Raw genomic sequence first — 20,445 nt, forward strand, 5'->3', positions numbered from 1 at the left:
GCCGTTCAGGGCAGCGGCGCGTCTTCGTCAGGCGCTATCGCAGGGGGCGGAGTGAAGCCATTGATTTCCCTGGCGGTCTTCTCCAGCAGCAGCACGATGGAAGTATTGAGCGCGCCAAACGCCCAACTGGCTAGAAAGAACAGCGAGTAGGCGCTGAGTTTGTCGGAAAATAGGGCATTGCCATGCAGCTTCAGTTCGGCAGGGTCAAAGATCGAAAAGAAAACGGCGGTCGCGATCATGGCGATCATGAAGGACGGCCAGAAAAGCAGAATTCCCTTTTTCATGCATGCCTCCGTTTTGAACGACCAACAAAATGACATCTCGCCTGTGCGAGGGGCGGTTTGACTGCAGTTTTTTGCTGGCGGCTCTGCAAGATGTGCCGTCGGCACAAAATCGCCCGATCAGGCGCGCATGTTTCTGATTAAGCCACATCTTAGGATTTGTCGATAACTGTCCGCAATGTCCTGCCTGTGAGGTCAGGGGATACATGTTAAACTATGTTCGACAGCGAACAGCCTTCATTCGGAAGGCAACAAGCAATATCAGTATTTTTTGATCGGCCGTCCGGCCGGTGCATTTGTAAAGCTAATGGAGCCTGGTATGACCTCTTCGATCTTCGCCGGCGTGGAGCTGGCGCCGCGCGACCCCATTCTCGGTCTCAATGAAGCGTTCAACGCCGATACCCGTAGCATCAAGGTGAATCTTGGCGTAGGCGTGTATTCCGACGACAATGGCAAGATACCCCTGCTGGCCGCGGTGCAAGCGGCCGAGAAGGCTCGGCTGGAGGCGCTGCCGGCGCGTGGCTACCAACCCATCGAAGGCCCCGCGGCATATGATGTCGCTGTGCAGAAGCTGCTGTTCGGAGAAGGCAGCGACCTGTTGGCAGCAAGCCGCGTGGTGACCGCTCAGGCGCTGGGTGGGACAGGCGCCCTCAAGATCGGCGCGGACTTCCTGAAGCGGCTGAATCCCGCCGCCAAGGTTTACATCAGCGATCCGTCCTGGGAGAACCATCGCGCGCTGTTCGAGTCTGCTGGCTTTGAAGTGGGGAACTACCCTTACTACCATGCTTCCAGCCGCGGTGTGGACTTCGCTGCGATGAAATCTTTCCTGGCTTCGCTGAGCGCGGGCTCCATCATCGTGCTGCACGCTTGCTGCCACAATCCGACTGGCGCGGACATCTCAGCCGCTCAGTGGGAAGAGGTGGTGTCGGTCTGCCGCGAGCGAGGCCTGGTGCCGTTCCTGGATATGGCTTATCAGGGATTCGCCGACGGCATTGATGCCGACGCGCTGGCGGTGCGCCTGTTCGCTGACTCCGGCTTGCAGTTTTTTGTCGCCAGCTCCTTTTCCAAGAGCTTCTCGCTGTATGGCGAGCGCGTTGGCGCGCTGTCCATCGTCACTGCAACCAAGGATGAATCGGCTCGCGTGCTGTCTCAGCTGAAGCGCGTGATCCGCACCAATTACTCCAATCCGCCGATCCACGGCGCCGCCATTGTCGCCGCCGTGCTGTCCAGCCCGACGCTGCGTCAGCAATGGGAAGACGAGTTGGCCGGCATGCGCGATCGCATCCGCGGCATGCGGACGGCCTTGCTGGACGCGATCAAGGCGCAAGGCGCGGAGACGGACTTTTCCTTTATCACTGCTCAGCGCGGCATGTTCTCCTACACGGGCCTGAGCGCCGCGCAGGTGGATCGCCTGCGCGAGGAGTTCGGCATCTACGCCGTATCCACTGGCCGGATCTGTTTGGCGGCGCTCAACAGCAAGAACGTCGAATACGTCGCAAACGCCATCGCCAAGGTTGTGTAAACGGGCGAATGGGCCTTCATGCGAAACAGCCGCTCCGGCATGAACGGAGCGGCTGTTTTATATGAGAAAAACTCATTTCATGTTGCGTTGGCAAAATAGCATTCAACGGAATGCTAAATTTATTCATCATTTTCCGCTTGCGTCTGTGATGGGCGCGCCACCCAGGCTGTGTCCAAAAGTACAGGTTTTCTCTGTGCGACGTGTTTTTTCCCATTTGCGGCATTGCTCGACCCGTCAAACATCCTCATGATGGTGGCAGACATCAATGAATGTCCGATCGCGAACCATTCAAATGGGCGATGACAATAATCCAATAATTCGTTTGAGGGGAAACCCTCGGGGTAGATGCCATGACAGCGACTTTTCCTGAAGTGCTGGTTCCGCAGGCCATTTCTGCGGGCGCTTTCGACGCGGATGATGCTGATGTCCGCAACAACTTGGGCCTGCTTGGCCTGCTCGACGTGCATTCCCGCGATGGCCGCTATCACCTGGCCGCGTCGCTGGAGCCGGTAGGGACAGACCTTCAACCCACGCAATGGACCTTGGAAGTGGAAATGGAGGTTTGCGCCGATGGCAAAACCGTGCATTGCAAACTTGGCCAGTTGACCTATGCGGGCAACACGCCGGGCAGCCATCTGCGCAAGATGCTTTCCAGCGGCGAACTGCTGTCCTACCTGACCCAGAGCATCGCCGAAGCTGCCTGATAGCCGGTTCGCGGCGATAACGAACAAGGCCACTGCATCGCGCAGTGGCCTTTCTGTTTGGGCGCTGGCAGTTCAGGCTCAGGCGGCGTGGCGCTCGTAAAGGGAGTGGAAGGCGTGCCGATACTCCAGCTGCACATAGGGCTTGAGCAGCGCCAGCACCTGCAGTACGCCTCGGTGGCCTGACTCTTCGGTGATCGGCGCGCGTGGACGAGAAGTCTGCTCGAAGGCGAACCAGAACTTCACCACCAGCCAGATATTGACGCTGACCGCCTCAATGTCTTCCTCATCCATTTTCAGCAGCCCCAGGCGGATGAACTCGCGGAAGTGTTCGCCCAGGATGTTCTTCAGTTCAGTGTTCACGAACTGATGGTACTCGGACTGCATTTGCGGATTACGCGCCAGGAGGCCCGGCAGATCGTAGAACATGAAGCGGAATTGCCACATCGCCAAGAAGGCGGTGTCCAGATAATTGACTAGATCGTCCACCGTCATTTTTCGATCTTCCGGCACGGCCAAGCGCTGGTTGATGAACTCGCGGTACATCAGGAATATCTGATAGACGATTTCTTCTTTATTGCGGAAGTGGTAGTAGAGATTGCCCGGGCTGATGCCCAGATGCGCGGCGATGTGATTGGTGGTGATGCTGCGCTCGCCTTGCTCATTGAACAGCTTCAGGCTTTCTTGAATGATGCGGTCGTAGGTTTTGATTCTGGTTTTACTCATGTAGCACCGGCTGGTAGTGACTTCGCATAGCGCAATTGTATACGATGTTTGGAGTTCTTGCTCTATTTCTTACGCTTTGATGATGGGGTAGCAGTCCGACATGAATTTATGCAGGATGGCTTGCTCGATACGTTGCCTTTCCCTGGCCGGAATCGCGATGCGCAGGATCAACTGATAGCGTTTTTCGTCTACCGGCTGGATGGAAATGCGCGGTTCCACAGAAGGGATGTCCACCAAATAGCGCTTGGCCATGTCCTCCATGTGGCGGCGCGCCACTTCCACGTGCGGATCGCATACGCTTTCCGCGGCCTCCATCAGTAAGCGCTCGCCCAGCGTTGGCGGCACTTCGTAGGCGAGTGGCACATTGATGATGTGCATCACATACTCGCCCATGTAGTTCTCTCGAATCACCGGCGTGGACAGCAAGAGGCTGTTGGGGAAGGTGAGGGCGCGCCCCGTCATCTGGTGGGAGCTGTGATTGGGGCCGATTTCCATCACGGTGGTGGACAAAAGTCCGATGTCCACCACCCGCCCGCGCACGGTTCCGAGCTCGATATGATCGCCCAGTCCGTAGCTGTTGGACATCTGCCTGACCACGCCGCCGGACAGGCACATGATCAGCTCCTTGGTGGCCAGGATCAGCGCGGCGGCGAACGCCAGCATGGATACCGCCAGCGTCTGCAGCTCGTTGGCCCAGATGAAGCCGATGCCGGCGAGGCCCGCCACGAACAGGCCGTTGCGGGTATTGATCGACCAGCGGCGCCTTTCCTCGACCGGTACGCTGCTGCTGGCGGCCAGCAGCCTGTCCACCACGATGCGTATGATCAGCAAGGTGAGGATCAGCAGCAGCGAGCGAACGATCTCGTGGGAGTAGTTCTCTCGCAAAAACGCGACCAGGTCGAGCAAGGTGTGCATGGTTTAATCGTTCAGTTTCACCGCGTGCTCGCGGGTTTCGTGGAAGACGATGTCGGGCCAGCGCTCCTGGGTCAGCTGCAGATTGACGCGGTTGGGCGCCAGATAGGCCAGATTGCCGCCGGCATCGGTCGCGATGTTCATCTGCAGCGTCTTGACGAATTCGTCCAGTTTCTTGCGGTCGTCGCAGCTGAACCAGCGGGCGGACCAGATGCTGGCCGATTCGAAGATGGCGTCGACGCCGTATTCGGCGGCCAGGCGGCTGGCCACCACTTCGAACTGCAGAACGCCCACGGCGCCCAGGATCAGGTCGCCGCCGCTGTGCGGCTTGAATACCTGCACCGCGCCTTCTTCGCCCAGCTGCTGCAGGCCTTTTTGCAGCTGTTTCAGCTTCAGCGGGTTTTTGATGCGCACGGAGCGGAACAGTTCCGGCGCGAAGAAGGGAATGCCGGTGAAAGACAGGTCCTCGCCCTCGGAGAAGCTGTCGCCGATCTGGATGTTGCCGTGATTGGGGATGCCGATGATGTCGCCCGCGAAGGCTTCTTCCACGATTTCGCGGTCGTGGGACATGAAGGTGACCACGCTGGAAGCGGCGATGTCGCGGTTAAGGCGCAGATGCTTCATCTTCATGCCGCGCTCGAACTGGCCGGAGCAGACGCGCAGGAAAGCGATGCGGTCGCGGTGCTTCGGATCCATATTGGCCTGGATCTTGAATACGAAGCCGGAGAACTTGGCCTCCTTCGGGTCCACGCTGCGCACGGTGGCGTCGCGCTCCTGCGGCGCCGGAGCCCAGTCGATCAGCGCGTTCAGAATTTCGCGCACGCCGAAGTTGTTGATGGCGGAGCCGAAGAACACCGGGGTCAGTTCGCCGGCCAGGAATTCTTCCAGGCTCCACTCATTGGACGCGCCTTTGACCAGCTCGATCTCCATCCGCAGCTGTTCCATTTCCAGCGGGAACAGCTCGTCCAGGCGCGGGTTGTCTATGCCCTGGATCACTTCGATATCGGAGACCAGCTTTTCCGTGCCGGCCTCAAACAGGATCACCGCGTCGCTCAGCAGGCTGTATACGCCGCGGAAGGTCTTGCCCATGCCGATCGGCCAGGTGATCGGCGAGCAGCGGATCTTCAGCACGTTTTCCACTTCGTCCAGCAGTTCCAGACTGTCGCGCACTTCGCGGTCGCACTTGTTCATGAAGGTGACGATGGGCGTGTTTCGCAGGCGGCAGACATTCAATAGCTTGATGGTCTGCTCTTCTACGCCCTTGGCGGCGTCGATCACCATCAGCGCGCTGTCCACGGCGGTCAGCACGCGGTAGGTGTCCTCGGAGAAGTCCTGGTGGCCCGGGGTGTCCAGCAGATTGACGGTGTGATCGCGGTAGTCGAATTGCATCACCGAGGAGGCGACGGAAATGCCGCGTTGCTTTTCGATTTCCATCCAGTCCGAGGTGGCGAACTTGCCGCCTTTCTTGCCTTTCACCGTGCCGGCCATCTGGATGGCGCCGGAGAACAGCAGCAGCTTTTCCGTTAGCGTGGTTTTACCGGCGTCAGGGTGGGAAATGATGGCAAAGGTGCGGCGATGCGAGACTTCTTCGGCAATGCGGGCGAGATCGGCGGACATGGGTGCTTGCTTGGAATTCAATAAAACCGAGCATTTTACCGGAGTTGAGAAGATCGGGAAATTCCATGTTACAATTGATAATGATTATCAATAATAAAATAATTCCGTGATGCCAAAAGAAGTCCATTTGCGTCGAGATTCGGCGGCTACGCTGCCGTTCCGGCTGACAGCCCTATGCTTATGCCTAAGCGCCAACGCTTCCCTGGCCGCTGAAGACGCTCTGCTGCCGCCGCTCAAAGTCCGGGCGACCCAGCTGCAAAAACAGCTTGGGGTCGATAAGCTGGAGTCCGAGGAAATCTCCAGGCCTCAAGCCCGCTCGCTGGCCGAAGTGCTTGACGTCCTGCCTGGGGTCAATGCGGGCGGTTCGCCCAGGCCTGGCGGGCAGGTAATCAATGTCTGGGGCTATCGCAGCGTGGAGCAGGTTCAAGTCCAGCTGGACGGCGCCAGTCAGACCTTCTCCAAATATCAGCAAGGCACCAGCTTCATCGAACCGGAACTGCTGGGGAGGGTGGAAGTGATCAAGGGCGCCCAGTCCGCTTTGTACGGCAATGGCGGCTTCGGCGCCGTGATCCGGGCGGAAACCAAATCGGTGGACGAGCTGCTGTTGCCCGGCGAGTCAGCGGGCGGCTTCGCCAAGTTCGGCTACCAGAGCAATGGCGGTCAATTCTCCAAGACGGCGGCGGCGTATGCCGGCGGCAGCGAGCATATGGCCGATATCCTGGCTTATGTGTCAGAGTCGCGGGCGGGCGATGGGAAAACCGGCGGCGGGGAAACCTATCTGTTTTCCGGCGGAGAGCAAAGGGCTGGAATGCTGAAGCTGGGTTTCCGGCCTTGGGCCGGGCATCAATTCCGGCTGAGCCTGGTTCGCCAGGAGTCTGAAATGCGCACGCCGTGGGCCGCGAAGAGCGGCGACATCGCCGCCCCATCCGATTACGACATCAAGCGTTACGGATGGGAAGAGGCCTGGCTGAGGAAGACCGTGATGCGCGATCAGAAGGTGGACTCGATCAGCGGCGAATGGCGTTACGCCAGCCCGGATCTTCCCTGGCTCGACCTTGCTGTCAATTATGCCCAATCGCGCCGCTATCAACATGACAAGCGGCCGGAATCGACATGGAAGATCGATTTTCGATCTTCATACGGCCATGAGAGCTGGGTGACGCAGAACAGCCGCTCGCTGGACGTCCGCAATACGGCGAGGCTGGGGGAGCGGCACAAGCTGGTTTCCGGCTTGGCATGGAGCAAGCAAGATTGGGATCCGCTGACGTTCCTGGCCAACAAAGCGAAAGACCCGGACTACAACTATGGTTGGATGAATGCCTACGGCGGCAATCGCGGCGAAGAGACGATGCGTTCCGCTTACCTGATCCATGAATGGACGCCATTCGTCGGCTGGAGAGTCTCTCCCTCCTTGCGTTACGATCAGGTGAATCTATTTGGACGCCCCAATCTCGCTCCCATTTACAATGTGGCCAGCGCAGGTCACGACTACCGCCCCGTGAGTTTCTCGGGATGGTCTCCGCGCCTGGCGGTGGATTGGCGTTTCGCGCCTGGCTGGAACGCCAGCTTCAGTTATGTCGACACTTGGCGGGCGCCGTCGGTGGACGAGGTGTACGCGGCCCAGATTCCTCAATCCACGCTATCAGGCACCAGCAGGCAGCTGAAACCGGAAAAGCTGCGCGGTTTTTACTATGGGCTGAATTTCGACCGCAATGGCGCGCTGACCCCGGGAGACCGGCTGAGTCTGTCGTTGCTGGCTTATCGTCAACTGGTGCGCGACAACATCTACATGCGTCTGGGCCATGGCAATACCGGCGACGCGCCGGGCCAGGCGCCCAAGCCCGGCACCGGTTTTTATCGAAACATGAGCGGCTACCAAATCCATGGCTATGACCTGACGCTGGACTACCAGCTGCGCGGCTGGTTCGCCTCTGCCGCTTTTTCCGCGACGTCCGGCAACCATCGCAACAGCTTGCGCGACCCCTGGGGGCAATCCGAACCGGTTGTGGATGCGCCGCCGAGGAAAGCGGTGCTGACCACTGGCTTCAGAGTGGCCAGGTTGGGCCTGACGCTGGGCGTGCAAGGCAAGTTCGTTCGCGCGCAGGACAGGATTCCGTATTTCGAAGGCTCGCGCACAGCCTATGCGATGCCGCCCAGCAAGGGTTATGCGCTGGCCAACCTGTTCGCAAGCTGGCAGCCGCAGAGCGGCGCGTTCAAAAACATGGAGGCCCGATTGTCGATAGACAATCTGACCAATCGCGACTACCGGCCGTATTTGACCGAGGGCGCGCAGGGAATGGGCCGCTCCATCCGCACCAGCCTGTCCTGGCGCTTCTGATTATCCGCCCGATGATTCGAAACCGGCCTCGGGCCGGTTTTTTTGCGCCGGCGCGGATTGGAAAACACCCATTCGGCTACAATATCGTCCAAACGACAATTCAAACCAAGGAGGTTTGCCGTGTTCACCGGTATCGTCCAGGGCGTGGCCGAAGTGGTCGCCATCGAAGAAAAACAGGATTTTCGCACTCATATCGTCCGCCTGCCCCAGGAGATGCTGCCCGGCCTGCAGCTTGGCGCTTCGGTGGCCCACAACGGCTGTTGCCTCACCGTCACCCGCGTGGATGGCGACTTGGCTCACTTCGATCTGATGCAGGAAACGCTGCGCGTCACCAATCTCGGCACGCTCAAGGCGGGCGACGGCGTAAACGTGGAGCGCGCGGCGAAGTTCGGCGACGACATCGGCGGCCACGCGATGTCCGGCCACGTGATGGGCCTCGCATTGGTCGTCGACGTCATCGAATCCCCCAACAACCGCACCGTCTGGTTCGAATTGCCGGCCGGGCTGGAAAAGTACGTCTTCACCAAGGGCTATATCGGCATAGACGGCATCAGCCTCACCATCGGCGCGGTCGAAGGCCGCCGCTTCTGCGTGCACCTGATTCCGGAAACGCTGAGCCGAACCAATATCGCTGGCCGCCGGTCCGGAGACAAGATCAACATCGAGATCGACCCGCAGACCCAGGCCATCGTCGATACCGTCGAGCGCGTGCTGGCGCAGCGCGGTCAGGCGTGATCTTGCGCGATCTGCCGGTGCTGGCGTCGTGGAGCGGCGGCAAGGACAGCTGCCTCGCGCTGTGGCGCGCCGCTCAGGCCGGCGCCAAGCCGCAGGCTCTGTTGACCATGCTGGACGAGGCGGGCGACCGCTCCCGCTCGCACGGGGTGCGGCCCGACGTACTGGCCCTGCAGGCGCAGGCGCTGGGGTTGCCCCAGCGCTTGGGAAAGGCAAGCTGGAATGATTACCGCGAAGTCTTCATTGAGCAGTTGCGCGCGGCCGCGGCGGACGGCATCCAGGCGGCGGTGTTCGGCGATATCGATCTGGACGCGCACCGAGAATGGGAGGAGGGCGTCTGCGCCGAGGCGGGCCTGGCGGCGGTTTTGCCGCTATGGGGCGAGCGGCGTGCCGACCTCGCGCGCGAATTCGTCGATGCCGGATTCGTCGCCCGCATCGTGATGGTCAATACTGCGCTGGTGGACGAAAAGTGGCTGGGCCGGACTTTCAACCGGCAACTGATAAAAGATATGCTGGCCGAGGGCGTGGATCCCTGCGGCGAGGCGGGCGAGTTTCATACCCTGGTGATGGACGGCCCCTTGTTCGACAAGCCGCTGGCGCTGCGCGACGGCGAGGCGGCGAAGCTCGGGGAATACCGGGCGCTGGACCTGCTGCCCGCGTAGAACGGGCGTACCGACAAAGGAATAGAGAAATGACCATATCCCCGATTCAAGACATCATCGCCGACATTCAGGCTGGCAAGATGGTGGTGCTGATGGATGCCGAAGACCGCGAAAACGAAGGCGACCTGGTGATGGCGGCCGAATTCGTTACGCCGGAGGCGATCAACTTCATGGCCAAATACGGCCGCGGACTGATCTGCCTGACACTGACGGAAGAGCGCTGCAAGCTGTTGAATCTGCCGATGATGGCGACCAACAACGGCACCAGCTTCGGCACCAATTTCACCGTTTCGGTGGAGGCTGCCGAGGGCGTCACCACCGGGATTTCCGCCGCCGACCGCGCCCACACCATCAAAACCGCCGTGGCGCGGCTGGCCAAGGCCAGCGACTTGGTCCAGCCTGGCCACGTATTCCCCTTGAAAGCGCAGAACGGCGGCGTGCTGATCCGGGCCGGCCATACTGAAGCCGGTTGCGATCTGGCCATGCTGTCCGGCGTGGAGCCGGCCGGCGTGATCTGCGAGATCATGAACGACGACGGCACCATGGCGCGCCTGCCGGAGCTGATGGAGTTCGCCAAAGAGCATGGTTTGAAAATCGGCACCATCGCCGATCTGATCCAGTACCGCAGCCGCACCGAATCGCTGGTTGAAAAAGTGGGCGAGCGCCCGGTGGAAACGCCGTTCGGCAGTTTCGACCTGCACGTGTTCCGCGACATCACCACCTCCGCCACTCATCTGGCGCTGAGCAAGGGCAAAATTCGCCCCGACAAGGACATCCTGGTGCGGGTGCATGAGCCGCTGTCGGTGATCGACATGCTGGCTCCGCTGTGCAGCCGCCATTCCTGGACGCTGCCCAATGCGCTGGAAACCATCGAGGAAGAAGGCTGCGGCGTCATGGTGTTGCTGTACCGCGACGAGACCGGCCAGGACCTGGCTCAACGCGCCCTGGGCCAGGAAGCGCCGCGGCAGAAATGGGACAGCAAGACCTTCGGCATCGGCGCGCAGATGCTGAAGGCTCTGGGAGTGGGCAAGATGAGGCTGATGTCCAGCCCGGTCAGCTTGCCGTCCATGGCCGGATTCGAGCTGGAGGTGACGGGTTTTTGCCAGCCGGGCCACTTCCACGTGGACAGCCAGAACGGCCCGGGCGTGGCCTAAATGCGGCAATTACGTTACAATCGCCGGCTTTCCTTAGTGTTTTCGCCGCGAGGACAAACCAATGCTTGATGCAATCCAGTGTATTGAATCCAATTTTTCCGGCAAGGGCCTCAAAATCGGCATCGCCATGGCGCGTTTCAACACGCCGGTATGCCACGGCCTGCGCGACGCCTGTCTCGCCGAGCTGGGGAAACTGGGCGTAGGCGCTGGCGACATCACCCTGGCCACCGTGCCGGGCGCGCTGGAAGTTCCGCTGGTGCTGCAGACCATGGCCAAAAGCGGTCGCTTCGACGCGCTGGTGGCGCTGGGCGCGGTGATCCGCGGCGAAACCTATCATTTCGAGCTGGTATCCAACGAATCCGGCGCCGGCGTCACCCGCGTTGGCCTGGACTTCGACATTCCGGTCGCCAACGCCATCCTGACCACCGAGAACGACGAGCAGGCGGAAGTCCGCATGCAGGAGAAGGGCGCTGACGCGGCCCGCGTCGCGGTGGAGATGGCCAATCTGCACAAGACGCTGCGCGGCTGATCCATCGCCGCCAGCCGCCATGGGGAGCGCGCGGCAACGCCGCTTCCCTTGCTCTTTCAAGGAATCGCCAACATGAAAACCGCCCGTCGCCGCGCTCGCGAATTCGCCGTGCAAGGCATTTACGAATGGGAGCTGAATCCGGACCGCCCGGCTTCGCTGATTGAAAAACACCTGCGCGAAAACGAGTACTTCGCCAAGGCCGACGAAGCCCTGTTCCGCAGCATTCTGTACGGCGTGCTGAAGGACGTGGAGCCGTTGTCCGCGCAAGTGGGCCGTTATTACGAACGCGCCGAGGACGAGGTTAGCCCGGTGGAGCGCGCCGTGCTGCTGATGGCGGCTCTGGAGCTGACCCAAAGCCCGGAAACGCCGTACCCGGTGATCATCAATGAAGCCATCGAGATCACCAAGACTTTCGGCGGCACCGACGGCCACAAATTCGTCAACGGCGTGCTGGACAAGCTGGCCGCCGACGTGCGCGGCGATGAAGTGCTGGCGCAGAAACAACGCCGCAAACAAGACTGAGCCGGACGCCGCAAGCGCGCCGCTGTCGACGACACCCGCCGCGGCGGGTGTTTTTGCGTGAGAACGCCATGAACGAATTCGAACTGATAAGCCGTTACTTCAAGCGCGACGCGCCGTCCGCCCGGCTGGGCGTAGGCGACGACGCCGCCATCGTGCGGCCGACGCCTGGCTGCGATCTGCACATGTCGGTGGACATGCTGGTGGAGGGTCGCCACTTTTTCTCCGATGTGGCGCCGCGCGCGCTGGGGCACAAGACGCTGGCGGTCAACTTGTCCGACATGGCTGCGATGGGCGCGCGCGCGCGCTGGGCCTTGCTCTCCATTGCGTTGCCCAAGGCGAATGAGGCCTGGGTGTCGGAGTTCGCCGCCGGTTTTTTCGCGCTGGCCGACGCGCACGGCGTGGAGCTGATCGGCGGCGATACCACCGGCGGCCCGCTGACGCTGTCGGTCACCATCCTGGGCGAGGCGCCGTCGGGCCAGGCGCTGCGGCGCGACGCGGCCCAGGCGGGCGACGACATCTGGGTGTCGGGCGAGCTGGGGCTGGGCGCGCTGGCGGTGAGGCACAGATTGGGCTGGCTGAATGTAAACGATGCGGAACTGCTGGCCGCGGCGACGCACAAACTGGAATACCCGGAACCTCGGCTGGCGCTGGGCGCTGCGATGCTGCCGCTGGCCCGCGCGGCGGCTGACGTGTCGGACGGCCTGCTGGCCGATCTGGGCCACATTCTGGCCGCCTCGGGCGTGGCGGGGGAGATATGGGCGGAGGCGTTGCCATCCCACCCTTTGCTGGAAGCCCGGCGCATGGAGCATATCGCCTGCCTGGCCGCGGGCGGGGACGATTACGAACTGATATTCACGGCGCCGCCATCGCGCCGCGCGGACATCGAGGCGGCCGCCCAGGTCTGTGGCTGCCGTGTCAGCCGCATTGGACGGACGCTGGCGGGCAAGGGCTGCGCGCTGCTGGACGCGGAGGGACGCGCCGTGAAACTGGATAAGGAAGGTTATGACCACTTCGGCTGACACCCCGAAGATCACGCCCAACTGGCGTTTTCTGTTGAGCAATCCCATCCACCTGCTGTCTTTCGGCTTTGGCAGCGGTTTGATGAGGAAGGCTCCCGGCACCTGGGGCACTCTGGTTGCCTATCCCATTTTTTTCCCCTTGCTGGCGCTGGGCGTCCATGGCTGGGCGCTGATGGCGCTATGCCTGCCGCTGTTTCTGATCGGCGTCCATGTCTGCGGCGTGACCGGCAAGGCGCTGGGCGTGCACGACTACGGCGGCATCGTGTGGGACGAGGTGGTGGGCATGCTGATGGTGCTGGCTTTCGCTCCGGCTAACTGGGCGGGATGGATTCTGGCCTTCGCGCTGTTCCGCCTGTTCGACATCGTCAAGCCCTGGCCGATACGCTGGTTCGATCAGCGCGTCGGCGGCGGTTTCGGCGTGATGGTGGATGATGTGATCGCCGCGCTGTTCGCGCTGGCCGCGCAGGCGCTGATCTGGCATTGGTTGTGATGCGAACGAATAAAACAGTTACAATCGAATCCTAAAGTGACATACGCATTGCCGCTTGATTCAGTCAAGCGACTCGCCATGTAAAACATGCCCGCGCTTGCCGCGGGCGACTAGATTTCGGGGTTACCAACCGTGTGGGTTGCAGTCGTACTATTGCTGCTGGCGCTGGGCGTCGCCGGCTGGCTGGCGAAAAGCGGCAAACTGCCGCAACTGATGAGCAAACTGGATGGCTTGCTGGGCGTGGAAGGCCGCGGCGAGCGCTACCAGCCTGACTATTTTGCCGAGCGGATAGCGCCGGCGGAAAGCGGCGGCCAGCCCCCGGCCGAGGCCGAAATCGAAGCGCCGGCGCGCGCGTTCGAAGCGGCGGAAGACAGCGGGCCGCAACCTTTGCCCCGGGCCACTCCCGTCAAGTCGTCCCGGCCGATCCGCGTCGAAGGACTGGCTGACGGCGAAAAACCCAAGGACACCATCATCCTGCCTAGACGGCAGCAAGCGGCCAAACCGAAGACCGAGGCCGAGCTGCCGATGCTGGAGCTGTCGCGCGAGTATCGCCGCGGCAAGGCCCAGAAGCCTGCCAGCCCTGAGGCGCCGCCGACGCTGCCGGTGATAGGCCTGTCGGAAATGCAAAGCAATATGCGGCAGGATTACCGCCGCCGCCAGCGAGCCAAGGGCATTGAAGATTCCGCCAGCCGCGAGGACGGCTTGCCCGTGATCGGCAGCGGAGAAGTCCGCGCAGCCGTAGCCAATCTGCACGCCCACCGGCACCAGCCCGCGCCCAAGCCCGCGCCGTTGCCGAAAGTGGAGTTGGTGCCCATCCCGCGCGCCAAGCCGGAACCCAAACCGGACCCGGTCAAGCCGCTGGTGATTCTGGAGCCGTTGCGCAAATCGCCTCCGGACCCCGCTCCGGGATCCAGCCCGACCGAGGCGGCGGCCCCCTTCCCGCCAGCCGCCTTGTCCGCCGGCGAGCCGACTGCGCCAGCGCCTGGCGAGTTGCCGCCGGCGCTCGTGAGCGACGAAGCTTCCGCGCTGCCGGCATGGCAGGAGATTGGATCGGCCAAGGCGTCTGTCGAGAAAACCGCGGAAGCGGAAGAGGAGTCGCCGACGCCCATTGAGACGGTCGAACCCGCCCGGCAAGCGCTTGCCGCTTCGACGCCGCCCGAGCCGATGGAAAGCGTCGAGGACGCCGCTCCGGCTTCACGCGCGCCGTGGCGCTGGCCGCAAACGCGAGAGGTGTTGATTCAGCAGGAAGACGACGCGCCGACCATCGTTCAGCAAACGGCATTGCCCGAACCAGCGGCGCCGACGCTGGCCGCCACCGCCGCCCAGCTTGCCGCCAACCCCATGCCCTGGACGCTGATGGAGGAAAAGTCGGCTCCTGAGGAGGCCACGTCTTTCCTGGCGACAGAAGAGAGCGGGCCGCCGGCTTGGTCGCCAGCGCCTCAGACTGAGGAGATTGAGCGTCCCGCTTACGACGACTCCATGCTGCCCGGCCTCGACCTGCTGCGGCCGGCCGATGCCGCTCAGGAAGCCTGCAATCAAGATGAGCTGCTCGAGCGCGGCATTGTGATCGAGGAGAAATGCGCAGAGTTCAAGGTCAAGGTCAGCGTGGTGGATGCCTACGCCGGCCCGGTGATTACCCGCTATGAGGTCGAGCCGGCGGTGGGCGTGCGCGGCAACCAGGTGGTGAACCTGATGAAGGACTTGTCGCGCGCGCTGGGCCTCGCGTCCATCCGCGTGGTGGAGACGATACCGGGCAAGACCTGCATGGGCCTGGAGCTGCCCAATCCCACGCGGCAGATGATACGGCTGTCGGAAATCTTTTCCGCCGACGTGTTTCAGCATAACGCCTCGCGGCTGACAATGGCGCTGGGCAAGGACATCACCGGCGAACCGGTGGTGGCCGATCTGGCCAAGGCGCCGCACCTCTTGGTGGCCGGCACCACCGGCTCCGGCAAGTCGGTGGGCGTCAATGCGATGATCTTGTCGCTGCTGTACAAGGCGACGCCGGAAGAAGTCCGCTTCATCATGATCGACCCCAAGATGCTGGAGCTGTCGGTCTACAACGACATTCCGCATTTGCTGGCGCCGGTGGTGACCGACATGAAGCTGGCCGCCAACGCGCTGAACTGGTGCGTGGGCGAGATGGAGCGCCGCTACCGGCTGATGAGCGCTTTGGGCGTGCGCAACCTGGCCGGCTACAACCAGAAAGTCCGCGAAGCGGCCGAGCGCGGCCAGCGCATTGCCAATCCGTTCAGCCTGACGCCGGAAATGCCGGAGCCTTTGGACAAGTTGCCCTTCATCGTGGTGGTGGTGGACGAATTCGCCGACCTGATGATGGTGGCCGGCAAGAAGATCGAGGAACTGATCGCCCGCCTGGCGCAGAAGGCCCGGGCCGCCGGCATCCACCTGATCCTGGCCACCCAGCGGCCGTCGGTGGACGTGATCACCGGTCTGATCAAGGCCAATATCCCGACGCGGATCGCCTTCCAGGTGTCCAGCAAGATAGACAGCCGCACCATCCTGGACCAGATGGGCGCGGAGAGCCTGCTGGGCCAGGGCGACATGCTGTTCTTGCCGCCCGGCACCGGCTATCCGCAACGGGTGCACGGCGCCTTCGTTACCGACGACGAGGTGCACGCGGTGGTCGAGCACCTGAAGCAGTACGGCGAGCCGGATTACGTGGAAGGCCTGCTGACCGGCGAAAGCGAGGCGGACGACGCCTCGGCGGACGCGACGGCCAAGGCGCAGGCGGCGACGGAGTCCGACCCGCTGTACGACGAGGCGGTGGAAATCGTGCTGCGCACCCGCAAGCCGTCCATCTCCGGCGTGCAGCGCCATTTGCGCATCGGCTACAACCGCGCCGCGCGGCTGATCGAGGAGATGGAGGCCGCAGGCATCGTCAGTCCGATGGAGAGCAACGGCAACCGCACGGTGCTGGCGCCGCAACGGGATTTCTGATTCCTTGCCCCAATAAAAAAACGCCGCGTATCATCGCGGCGTTTTTTTATCAGCTTGTCCGGGGACTTAGCCGTAGCGCTTTTTCGCTTCGATGGCCAAGCCGCTGCCGATGCTGCCGAACAGATTGCCCTCCACGTGGCGGGCATTGGGCAACAGCGAGCGGATGCCGTCGCGCAGCGCCGGCACGCCGCTGGAGCCGCCGGTGAAGAACACGGTATCCACGTTCCCGGCTTTGAGTCCGGCATCGTCCAGCAGCTTGCTGACAGTGCCGCCGACGCGGTCCAGCAGCGAGGCGATGCTGGTTTCGAAGTCGGTTCGGCTGAGATCGCAATGCAGGCCGCGCTCGATGGCGTCCAGTGCCAGGCGGTGTCTGCTCTGGTCGGACAGCGCGATCTTGGCGGCTTCCACCTCCATCGCCAGCCAGTGGCCGGCGCGTTCCTGGATCAGCTTGAACAAGCGGTCCAACTTTAGCGGCTCGGCGGCGTCGCGGTGCACATCCTGCAGATCCATCCAGGCCTTGCGGGTGTAGGCGAAATTGATGGTGTGCCAGGTGGCAAGGTTGAAGTACTGGCTGGACGGCATCTCCGCATTGTTGCGCAGCCGGGTCTTGAAGCCAAACAAAGGCATCACGCCGTGCAGGCTCAGCTGGCGGTCGAAATCGGTGCCGCCGATATGCACGCCGCCGGTGGCCAGGATGTCGTCGCGGCGCTCGGCATGGCTGCGGCGCTCTGGCGACAGGCGGATCAAGGTGAAGTCCGAGGTGCCGCCGCCGATGTCGACGATCAGCACCAGTTCTTCCTTCTGAATGTTGGACTCGTAGTCGAACGCCGCGGCGATCGGCTCCAGCTGAAAGGAGATGTCCTTGAAGCCCACCTGGCGGGCAATATCGGCCAGCGTATCCTGGGCCAGCTTGTCGGCCTGAGGATTGTCGTCCACAAAATAGACCGGGCGTCCCAGCACTACTTGATCGAAGGCCTGGCCGGCGCTGGATTCGGCGCGAAGCTTCAGCTCCTGGATGAACAGCTTCAGCAGATGGCGGAACGGCAGCGCCTTGCCCTGGACCTCCGTCTGGCTGTCGATCAGGCTGGAGCCCAGCAGGCTCTTCAGCGAACGCATCAGCCGGCCTTCAAAGCCATCGATATACTCCGCCAGCGCCGCGCGGCCGAAACGGGAATGATCTTCCTCATAATTGAAGAACACCACCGAGGGCAGGGTGATCTTGCCGTCTTCCAGCTGCAGCAAGGTGTCACGGCCGGGACGCAGCCAACCGACGGTGGAATTGGAGGTGCCAAAGTCTATGCCGCAGGCGCGGGCGGCAGTTTGGTGAGTCATTCAGCATCTCCTTGAAAATAAAAGAGGCGCGATGGTACGCGGAATGGCGAGGAAAGGGAAGGGCGAAACGCTCAGCAATCGCGTTTCAGCTTGTGCCGCCGGTTGGCTTCGTGGCGCGCGTCCTCTTCGCTGTGCAGATAGCGGCGGGTGGTCTGGATGCTGGCGTGGCGCAGGTTCTGGCTGACCATCAGCAAAGGTATGCCGGCTTCCAGCTGATGGCTGGCGGCGGTATGGCGCAGCCAATGCGTGCTGGCCTCGCGCAGACTCGCTCGCATTTCATCGCGGGGCGCGCTGGCCTCGGCCCGGGAGAAGATTTCCTTGCAAACTAGATAAATGGCTTTGTCCGAAAGCGGCATTGCCTGGCCTTTGCCGCCGATCCGGCAAACCAGTGGCGTCTCATCGTCGGCAGCGGGTTGCTGCGGCAGGCCCAAGCTCAACCGATAACGGGCCAGCGCCTCCATCAGCTCGTCAGACAGCGGAATGCGGGCGGACACGCCGCCCTTGCCTGTCACTTGCCACCACCAGTTGCCGTTGCGCCTGGACAGGTCGCAAGTCCGGGCGGCGGCTACTTCGGCGCGGCGGGCCCCAGTCAGGTAAAGCAGGGTGAACAGCCAGCGGGCGCGCTCGGCGTGGCGGACTTCCCTGGCGCTGCCGCGCGGCATGCCGCTCAATGCGTCCTGGACATGGCGCCAACAGTCGGCGTCAAGAAAACGCTCCACTTCCTGGCTTGCCTGGCGCGCGCCGCGCCGCCGAAGCAGCTTGAAAGGATTTCCTCCCAGGTAGCCGGCGTCATTCAGGTAAGCGAACAGGGCGCCCAGCACGGTCAGGCTGTGCTCAACGCTGGCGGGCGACAGCGGCCGACTGAATGGTTTCCAGTCAGGGTGGCTGCGCGGTCGAGACGGCCCTATCCAGCGCTCGGCCGGGTAGGGCGAGGCGAGGAAGCGCCGGTAATCGAGCACATCCTCGCGTTTGAGCCGCGATAGCGTTTGTTGGCGGTCCGCCAGCCACAATATCAAGCGCTCGGCTTCGCGGCGGTAGACCGCGAGCGTGGCAGGCCGGTCGGCGTGCTCGGCCAGCCAGGTCAGCACCGCCTGGGCGTCTGACTTGGCTTGTATCAGCGAGCGGGCGCCGGAATCGGCGCGAAAAACATCTGGCAGCATGGAGAGACGGCCGCCGCGAGGGCGGCCGGCGCGCTTACTTGAAGCTGGGCTTGGCTGGGGTGCCGGCCGACTGGGTGAGGATTTCGTAGCCGGTTTCGGTGACCAGTACGGTGTGCTCCCACTGGGCGGACAGGCTGCGGTCCTTGGTGACCACGGTCCAGCCGTCGGCCAGCATGCGCAGGTGGCGCTTGCCTTGGTTGATCATCGGCTCGATGGTGAAGATCATGCCGGCCTGAATCTCCAGTCCGGTGCCCGGGCGTCCGTAGTGCAGAATCTGCGGCTCCTCGTGGAATTTCTTGCCGATGCCATGGCCGCAGAATTCCTGAACCACGCTGTAGCCGGCGCTTTCGGCATAGCTCTGCACCGCGTAGCCGATGTCGCCCAGCGTGGCGCCCGGCTTTACTTTCTCGATGCCTTTCCACATGGCTTCATAGGTGATCTTGCTCAGGCGCTTGGCATGCGGGCTGACGTCGCCGACGAAGAACATGCGGCTGGTATCGCCGTGGTAGCCGTCCTTGATCACGGTGATGTCCAAGTTCAGGATGTCGCCGTTCTTCAGCGGCTTGTCGTTGGGGATGCCGTGGCAGATCACGTGGTTGACCGAGGTGCAGACCGACTTCGGGTACGGATTATGCCCGTCCGGCGCGTAGTTCAGCGGCGCGGGGATGGTGCCTTGCACATTGACCATGTAGTCGTGGCACAGCTTGTCGATGGCTTCGGTGGTGATGCCGGGTTTGATGTGCGGCGTGATGAAGTCCAGGACTTCCGAGGCCAGGCGGCCGGCGACGCGCATTTTTTCGATATCTTGGGCGTCTTTTATATGAATGCTCATTGTATTGGCTTGCAGTGATTGGCGGCTAATGAGACGTAATTCTAACAAAACGCGGCTCTCGCGGCACCCGGCGGAACGGCATTAATCCGCATGCCTGTCCAGCCAGTCTTGCAATTGGGCGCATAAATCGTCCAGTTCGGCCCGAAAGGCGTCGAACAGCGGCTCCAGACCATCCTCGCCTTGTTTTACCGCGTGTTCGAGCTCCAGCGCCCGGCGGATGAATTCGTCGCGGGCAAAGGTGCCCAGCGAGCCTCGATAACCGTGTATCAGCTTGGCCGCGGAAGCCGCGTCTCCATCGCGCCAGCGTTGCCGAGCCAGGTCGAAGTCTTGGCGGCAACCGATGACGGCCTCGCGCACGGTATTGCGCAATCTGCCGGCCGAAGCGCGATGCAATAGCTCCAGCGTGCTCAGCTTCAGCTTGTCGTAGATTGCGGAGGTCGTCAGTCCGGCCCGGCTTCGGTAGTGATTGATCAGGCGCTGCAGCGCCGAGATGTCCACCGGCTTGGTCAGGAAGCCATCCATTCCAGCCGCGCGGCAGTTTTCCAACTCCTGCGCGCTGGCGGTCAGCGCGATGATGGGAATGTCCAGCCCCAGTTCATTCCGGACCTCCCTCGTCGCGCTTAGCCCATCCTGCACCGGCATTTGCAGATCCATCAACACCAGTTGGTAGCGCTCCGCATGCCTCCGCAGCGCCCGCACCGCCGCTGCGCCGTCCTCCACGCAATCCAGCACGATATCCAGGTCATCGGCCAAGCCGCCAAGCAGCAGCCGGTTGATTTCGTCGTCGTCGGCCAGCAATACATTCATCTCGCCCGTCGAGCTGGCGGTTTCGCATTGCTGGACCATGGTTTCTCCTGCGTCGCCAGACTGCCTCGATAGCATCCGCAATGACTTTGCCGTCAGCATATTCTGTCGCGGGTCCGAGGAAGAGCTATAGCTGTAATGTTGGAATGACGAG

The 20,445-nt window shown here is 62.3% G+C and carries 18 protein-coding genes and 1 pseudogene; 11 read left to right on the forward strand and 8 right to left on the reverse strand.

All coding sequences use genetic code 11. The annotated features are described in order from the left end of the window. Nucleotides 1-5: 5 nt before the first annotated feature. The gene (locus DK842_RS19220; protein WP_114062898.1) at nt 6-284 is read right to left on the reverse strand and encodes a hypothetical protein; all 279 of its coding nucleotides are present in this window, start codon (nt 282-284) and stop codon (nt 6-8) included. Nucleotides 285-600: 316 nt separating this feature from the next. Here DK842_RS19220 and DK842_RS19225 point away from each other — a divergent pair, with 316 nt between their 5' ends. Further along, nucleotides 601-1,803, forward strand: coding sequence for an amino acid aminotransferase (locus DK842_RS19225; protein ID WP_114062899.1), 1,203 nt, complete (start codon nt 601-603; stop codon nt 1,801-1,803). A gap of 350 nt (nt 1,804-2,153) precedes the next feature. Continuing rightward, the gene (locus DK842_RS19230; protein WP_114062900.1) at nt 2,154-2,507 is read left to right on the forward strand and encodes a hypothetical protein; all 354 of its coding nucleotides are present in this window, start codon (nt 2,154-2,156) and stop codon (nt 2,505-2,507) included. Nucleotides 2,508-2,585: 78 nt separating this feature from the next. On the opposite strand, the gene DK842_RS19235 is transcribed toward DK842_RS19230, so the two are convergent. The 3 genes from DK842_RS19235 to DK842_RS19245 form a co-directional block, all read right to left on the reverse strand. Next, nucleotides 2,586-3,230 (reverse strand): TetR/AcrR family transcriptional regulator, encoded by a 645-nt coding sequence (locus DK842_RS19235; protein WP_114062901.1) that lies wholly within the window; start codon nt 3,228-3,230, stop codon nt 2,586-2,588. 69 nt (nt 3,231-3,299) lie between these two features. After that, nucleotides 3,300-4,145, reverse strand: coding sequence for a mechanosensitive ion channel domain-containing protein (locus tag DK842_RS19240; RefSeq protein ID WP_114062902.1), 846 nt, complete (start codon nt 4,143-4,145; stop codon nt 3,300-3,302). 3 nt (nt 4,146-4,148) lie between these two features. Next, complete coding sequence (locus tag DK842_RS19245; protein WP_114062903.1) at nt 4,149-5,759, reverse strand: peptide chain release factor 3; 1,611 nt, start codon at nt 5,757-5,759, stop codon at nt 4,149-4,151. A 109-nt stretch (nt 5,760-5,868) separates the two neighbouring features. On the opposite strand from DK842_RS19245, the gene DK842_RS19250 reads away from it, so the two are divergent. The 9 genes and pseudogenes from DK842_RS19250 to DK842_RS24300 all read left to right on the forward strand — a co-directional run. Continuing rightward, nucleotides 5,869-8,097, forward strand: coding sequence for a TonB-dependent receptor domain-containing protein (locus DK842_RS19250; RefSeq protein WP_114062904.1), 2,229 nt, complete (start codon nt 5,869-5,871; stop codon nt 8,095-8,097). 120 nt (nt 8,098-8,217) lie between these two features. Then, on the forward strand, nt 8,218-8,832 hold the full coding sequence (locus tag DK842_RS19255; RefSeq protein WP_114062905.1) for a riboflavin synthase subunit alpha: 615 nt from the start codon (nt 8,218-8,220) through the stop codon (nt 8,830-8,832). Beyond that, nucleotides 8,829-9,491: a Dph6-related ATP pyrophosphatase gene (locus DK842_RS19260; RefSeq protein WP_114062906.1), complete on the forward strand. Its 663-nt coding sequence runs from the start codon at nt 8,829-8,831 to the stop codon at nt 9,489-9,491. The genes DK842_RS19255 and DK842_RS19260 overlap by 4 nt, the downstream gene beginning before the upstream one ends. 29 nt (nt 9,492-9,520) lie before the next feature. Next, nucleotides 9,521-10,645 carry a bifunctional 3,4-dihydroxy-2-butanone-4-phosphate synthase/GTP cyclohydrolase II gene (ribBA, locus tag DK842_RS19265; RefSeq protein ID WP_114062907.1) on the forward strand — a complete coding sequence of 375 codons (1,125 nt, stop codon included), beginning with the start codon at nt 9,521-9,523 and terminating at the stop codon, nt 10,643-10,645. Nucleotides 10,646-10,706: 61 nt separating this feature from the next. Further along, the gene (ribH, locus tag DK842_RS19270; protein ID WP_114062908.1) at nt 10,707-11,174 is read left to right on the forward strand and encodes a 6,7-dimethyl-8-ribityllumazine synthase; all 468 of its coding nucleotides are present in this window, start codon (nt 10,707-10,709) and stop codon (nt 11,172-11,174) included. A gap of 72 nt (nt 11,175-11,246) precedes the next feature. Further along, nucleotides 11,247-11,696: a transcription antitermination factor NusB gene (gene nusB, locus DK842_RS19275; protein ID WP_114062909.1), complete on the forward strand. Its 450-nt coding sequence runs from the start codon at nt 11,247-11,249 to the stop codon at nt 11,694-11,696. A gap of 68 nt (nt 11,697-11,764) precedes the next feature. Next, on the forward strand, nt 11,765-12,715 hold the full coding sequence (gene thiL, locus DK842_RS19280) for a thiamine-phosphate kinase (RefSeq protein ID WP_114062910.1): 951 nt from the start codon (nt 11,765-11,767) through the stop codon (nt 12,713-12,715). Further along, nucleotides 12,699-13,205 (forward strand): phosphatidylglycerophosphatase A family protein, encoded by a 507-nt coding sequence (locus DK842_RS19285; protein ID WP_114062911.1) that lies wholly within the window; start codon nt 12,699-12,701, stop codon nt 13,203-13,205. Before thiL ends, DK842_RS19285 begins: the two co-directional genes overlap by 17 nt. 1,482 nt (nt 13,206-14,687) lie before the next feature. Next, a pseudogene (locus tag DK842_RS24300) lies at nt 14,688-16,163 on the forward strand (DNA translocase FtsK); the annotation flags it as partial. A 66-nt stretch (nt 16,164-16,229) separates the two neighbouring features. Here DK842_RS24300 and DK842_RS19295 read toward each other — a convergent pair. From DK842_RS19295 to DK842_RS19310, 4 genes are all read right to left on the reverse strand, one after another. Continuing rightward, nucleotides 16,230-17,495, reverse strand: coding sequence for an Hsp70 family protein (locus DK842_RS19295; RefSeq protein ID WP_114062912.1), 1,266 nt, complete (start codon nt 17,493-17,495; stop codon nt 16,230-16,232). A gap of 71 nt (nt 17,496-17,566) precedes the next feature. Beyond that, entirely contained in the window at nt 17,567-18,655 is a 1,089-nt protein-coding gene (locus DK842_RS19300) for a tyrosine-type recombinase/integrase (protein WP_114062913.1), read from the reverse strand. A 34-nt stretch (nt 18,656-18,689) separates the two neighbouring features. After that, a complete protein-coding gene (gene map / locus DK842_RS19305) occupies nt 18,690-19,487 on the reverse strand; it encodes a type I methionyl aminopeptidase (RefSeq protein ID WP_114062914.1) in 798 nt (265 codons plus the stop codon). An 81-nt stretch (nt 19,488-19,568) separates the two neighbouring features. Further along, on the reverse strand, nt 19,569-20,333 hold the full coding sequence (locus DK842_RS19310; RefSeq protein WP_114072415.1) for a response regulator: 765 nt from the start codon (nt 20,331-20,333) through the stop codon (nt 19,569-19,571). Between the last annotated feature and the right edge of the window lie 112 nt (nt 20,334-20,445).

The organism is Chromobacterium phragmitis, assembly GCF_003325475.1.
Taxonomy (GTDB): domain Bacteria; phylum Pseudomonadota; class Gammaproteobacteria; order Burkholderiales; family Chromobacteriaceae; genus Chromobacterium; species Chromobacterium phragmitis.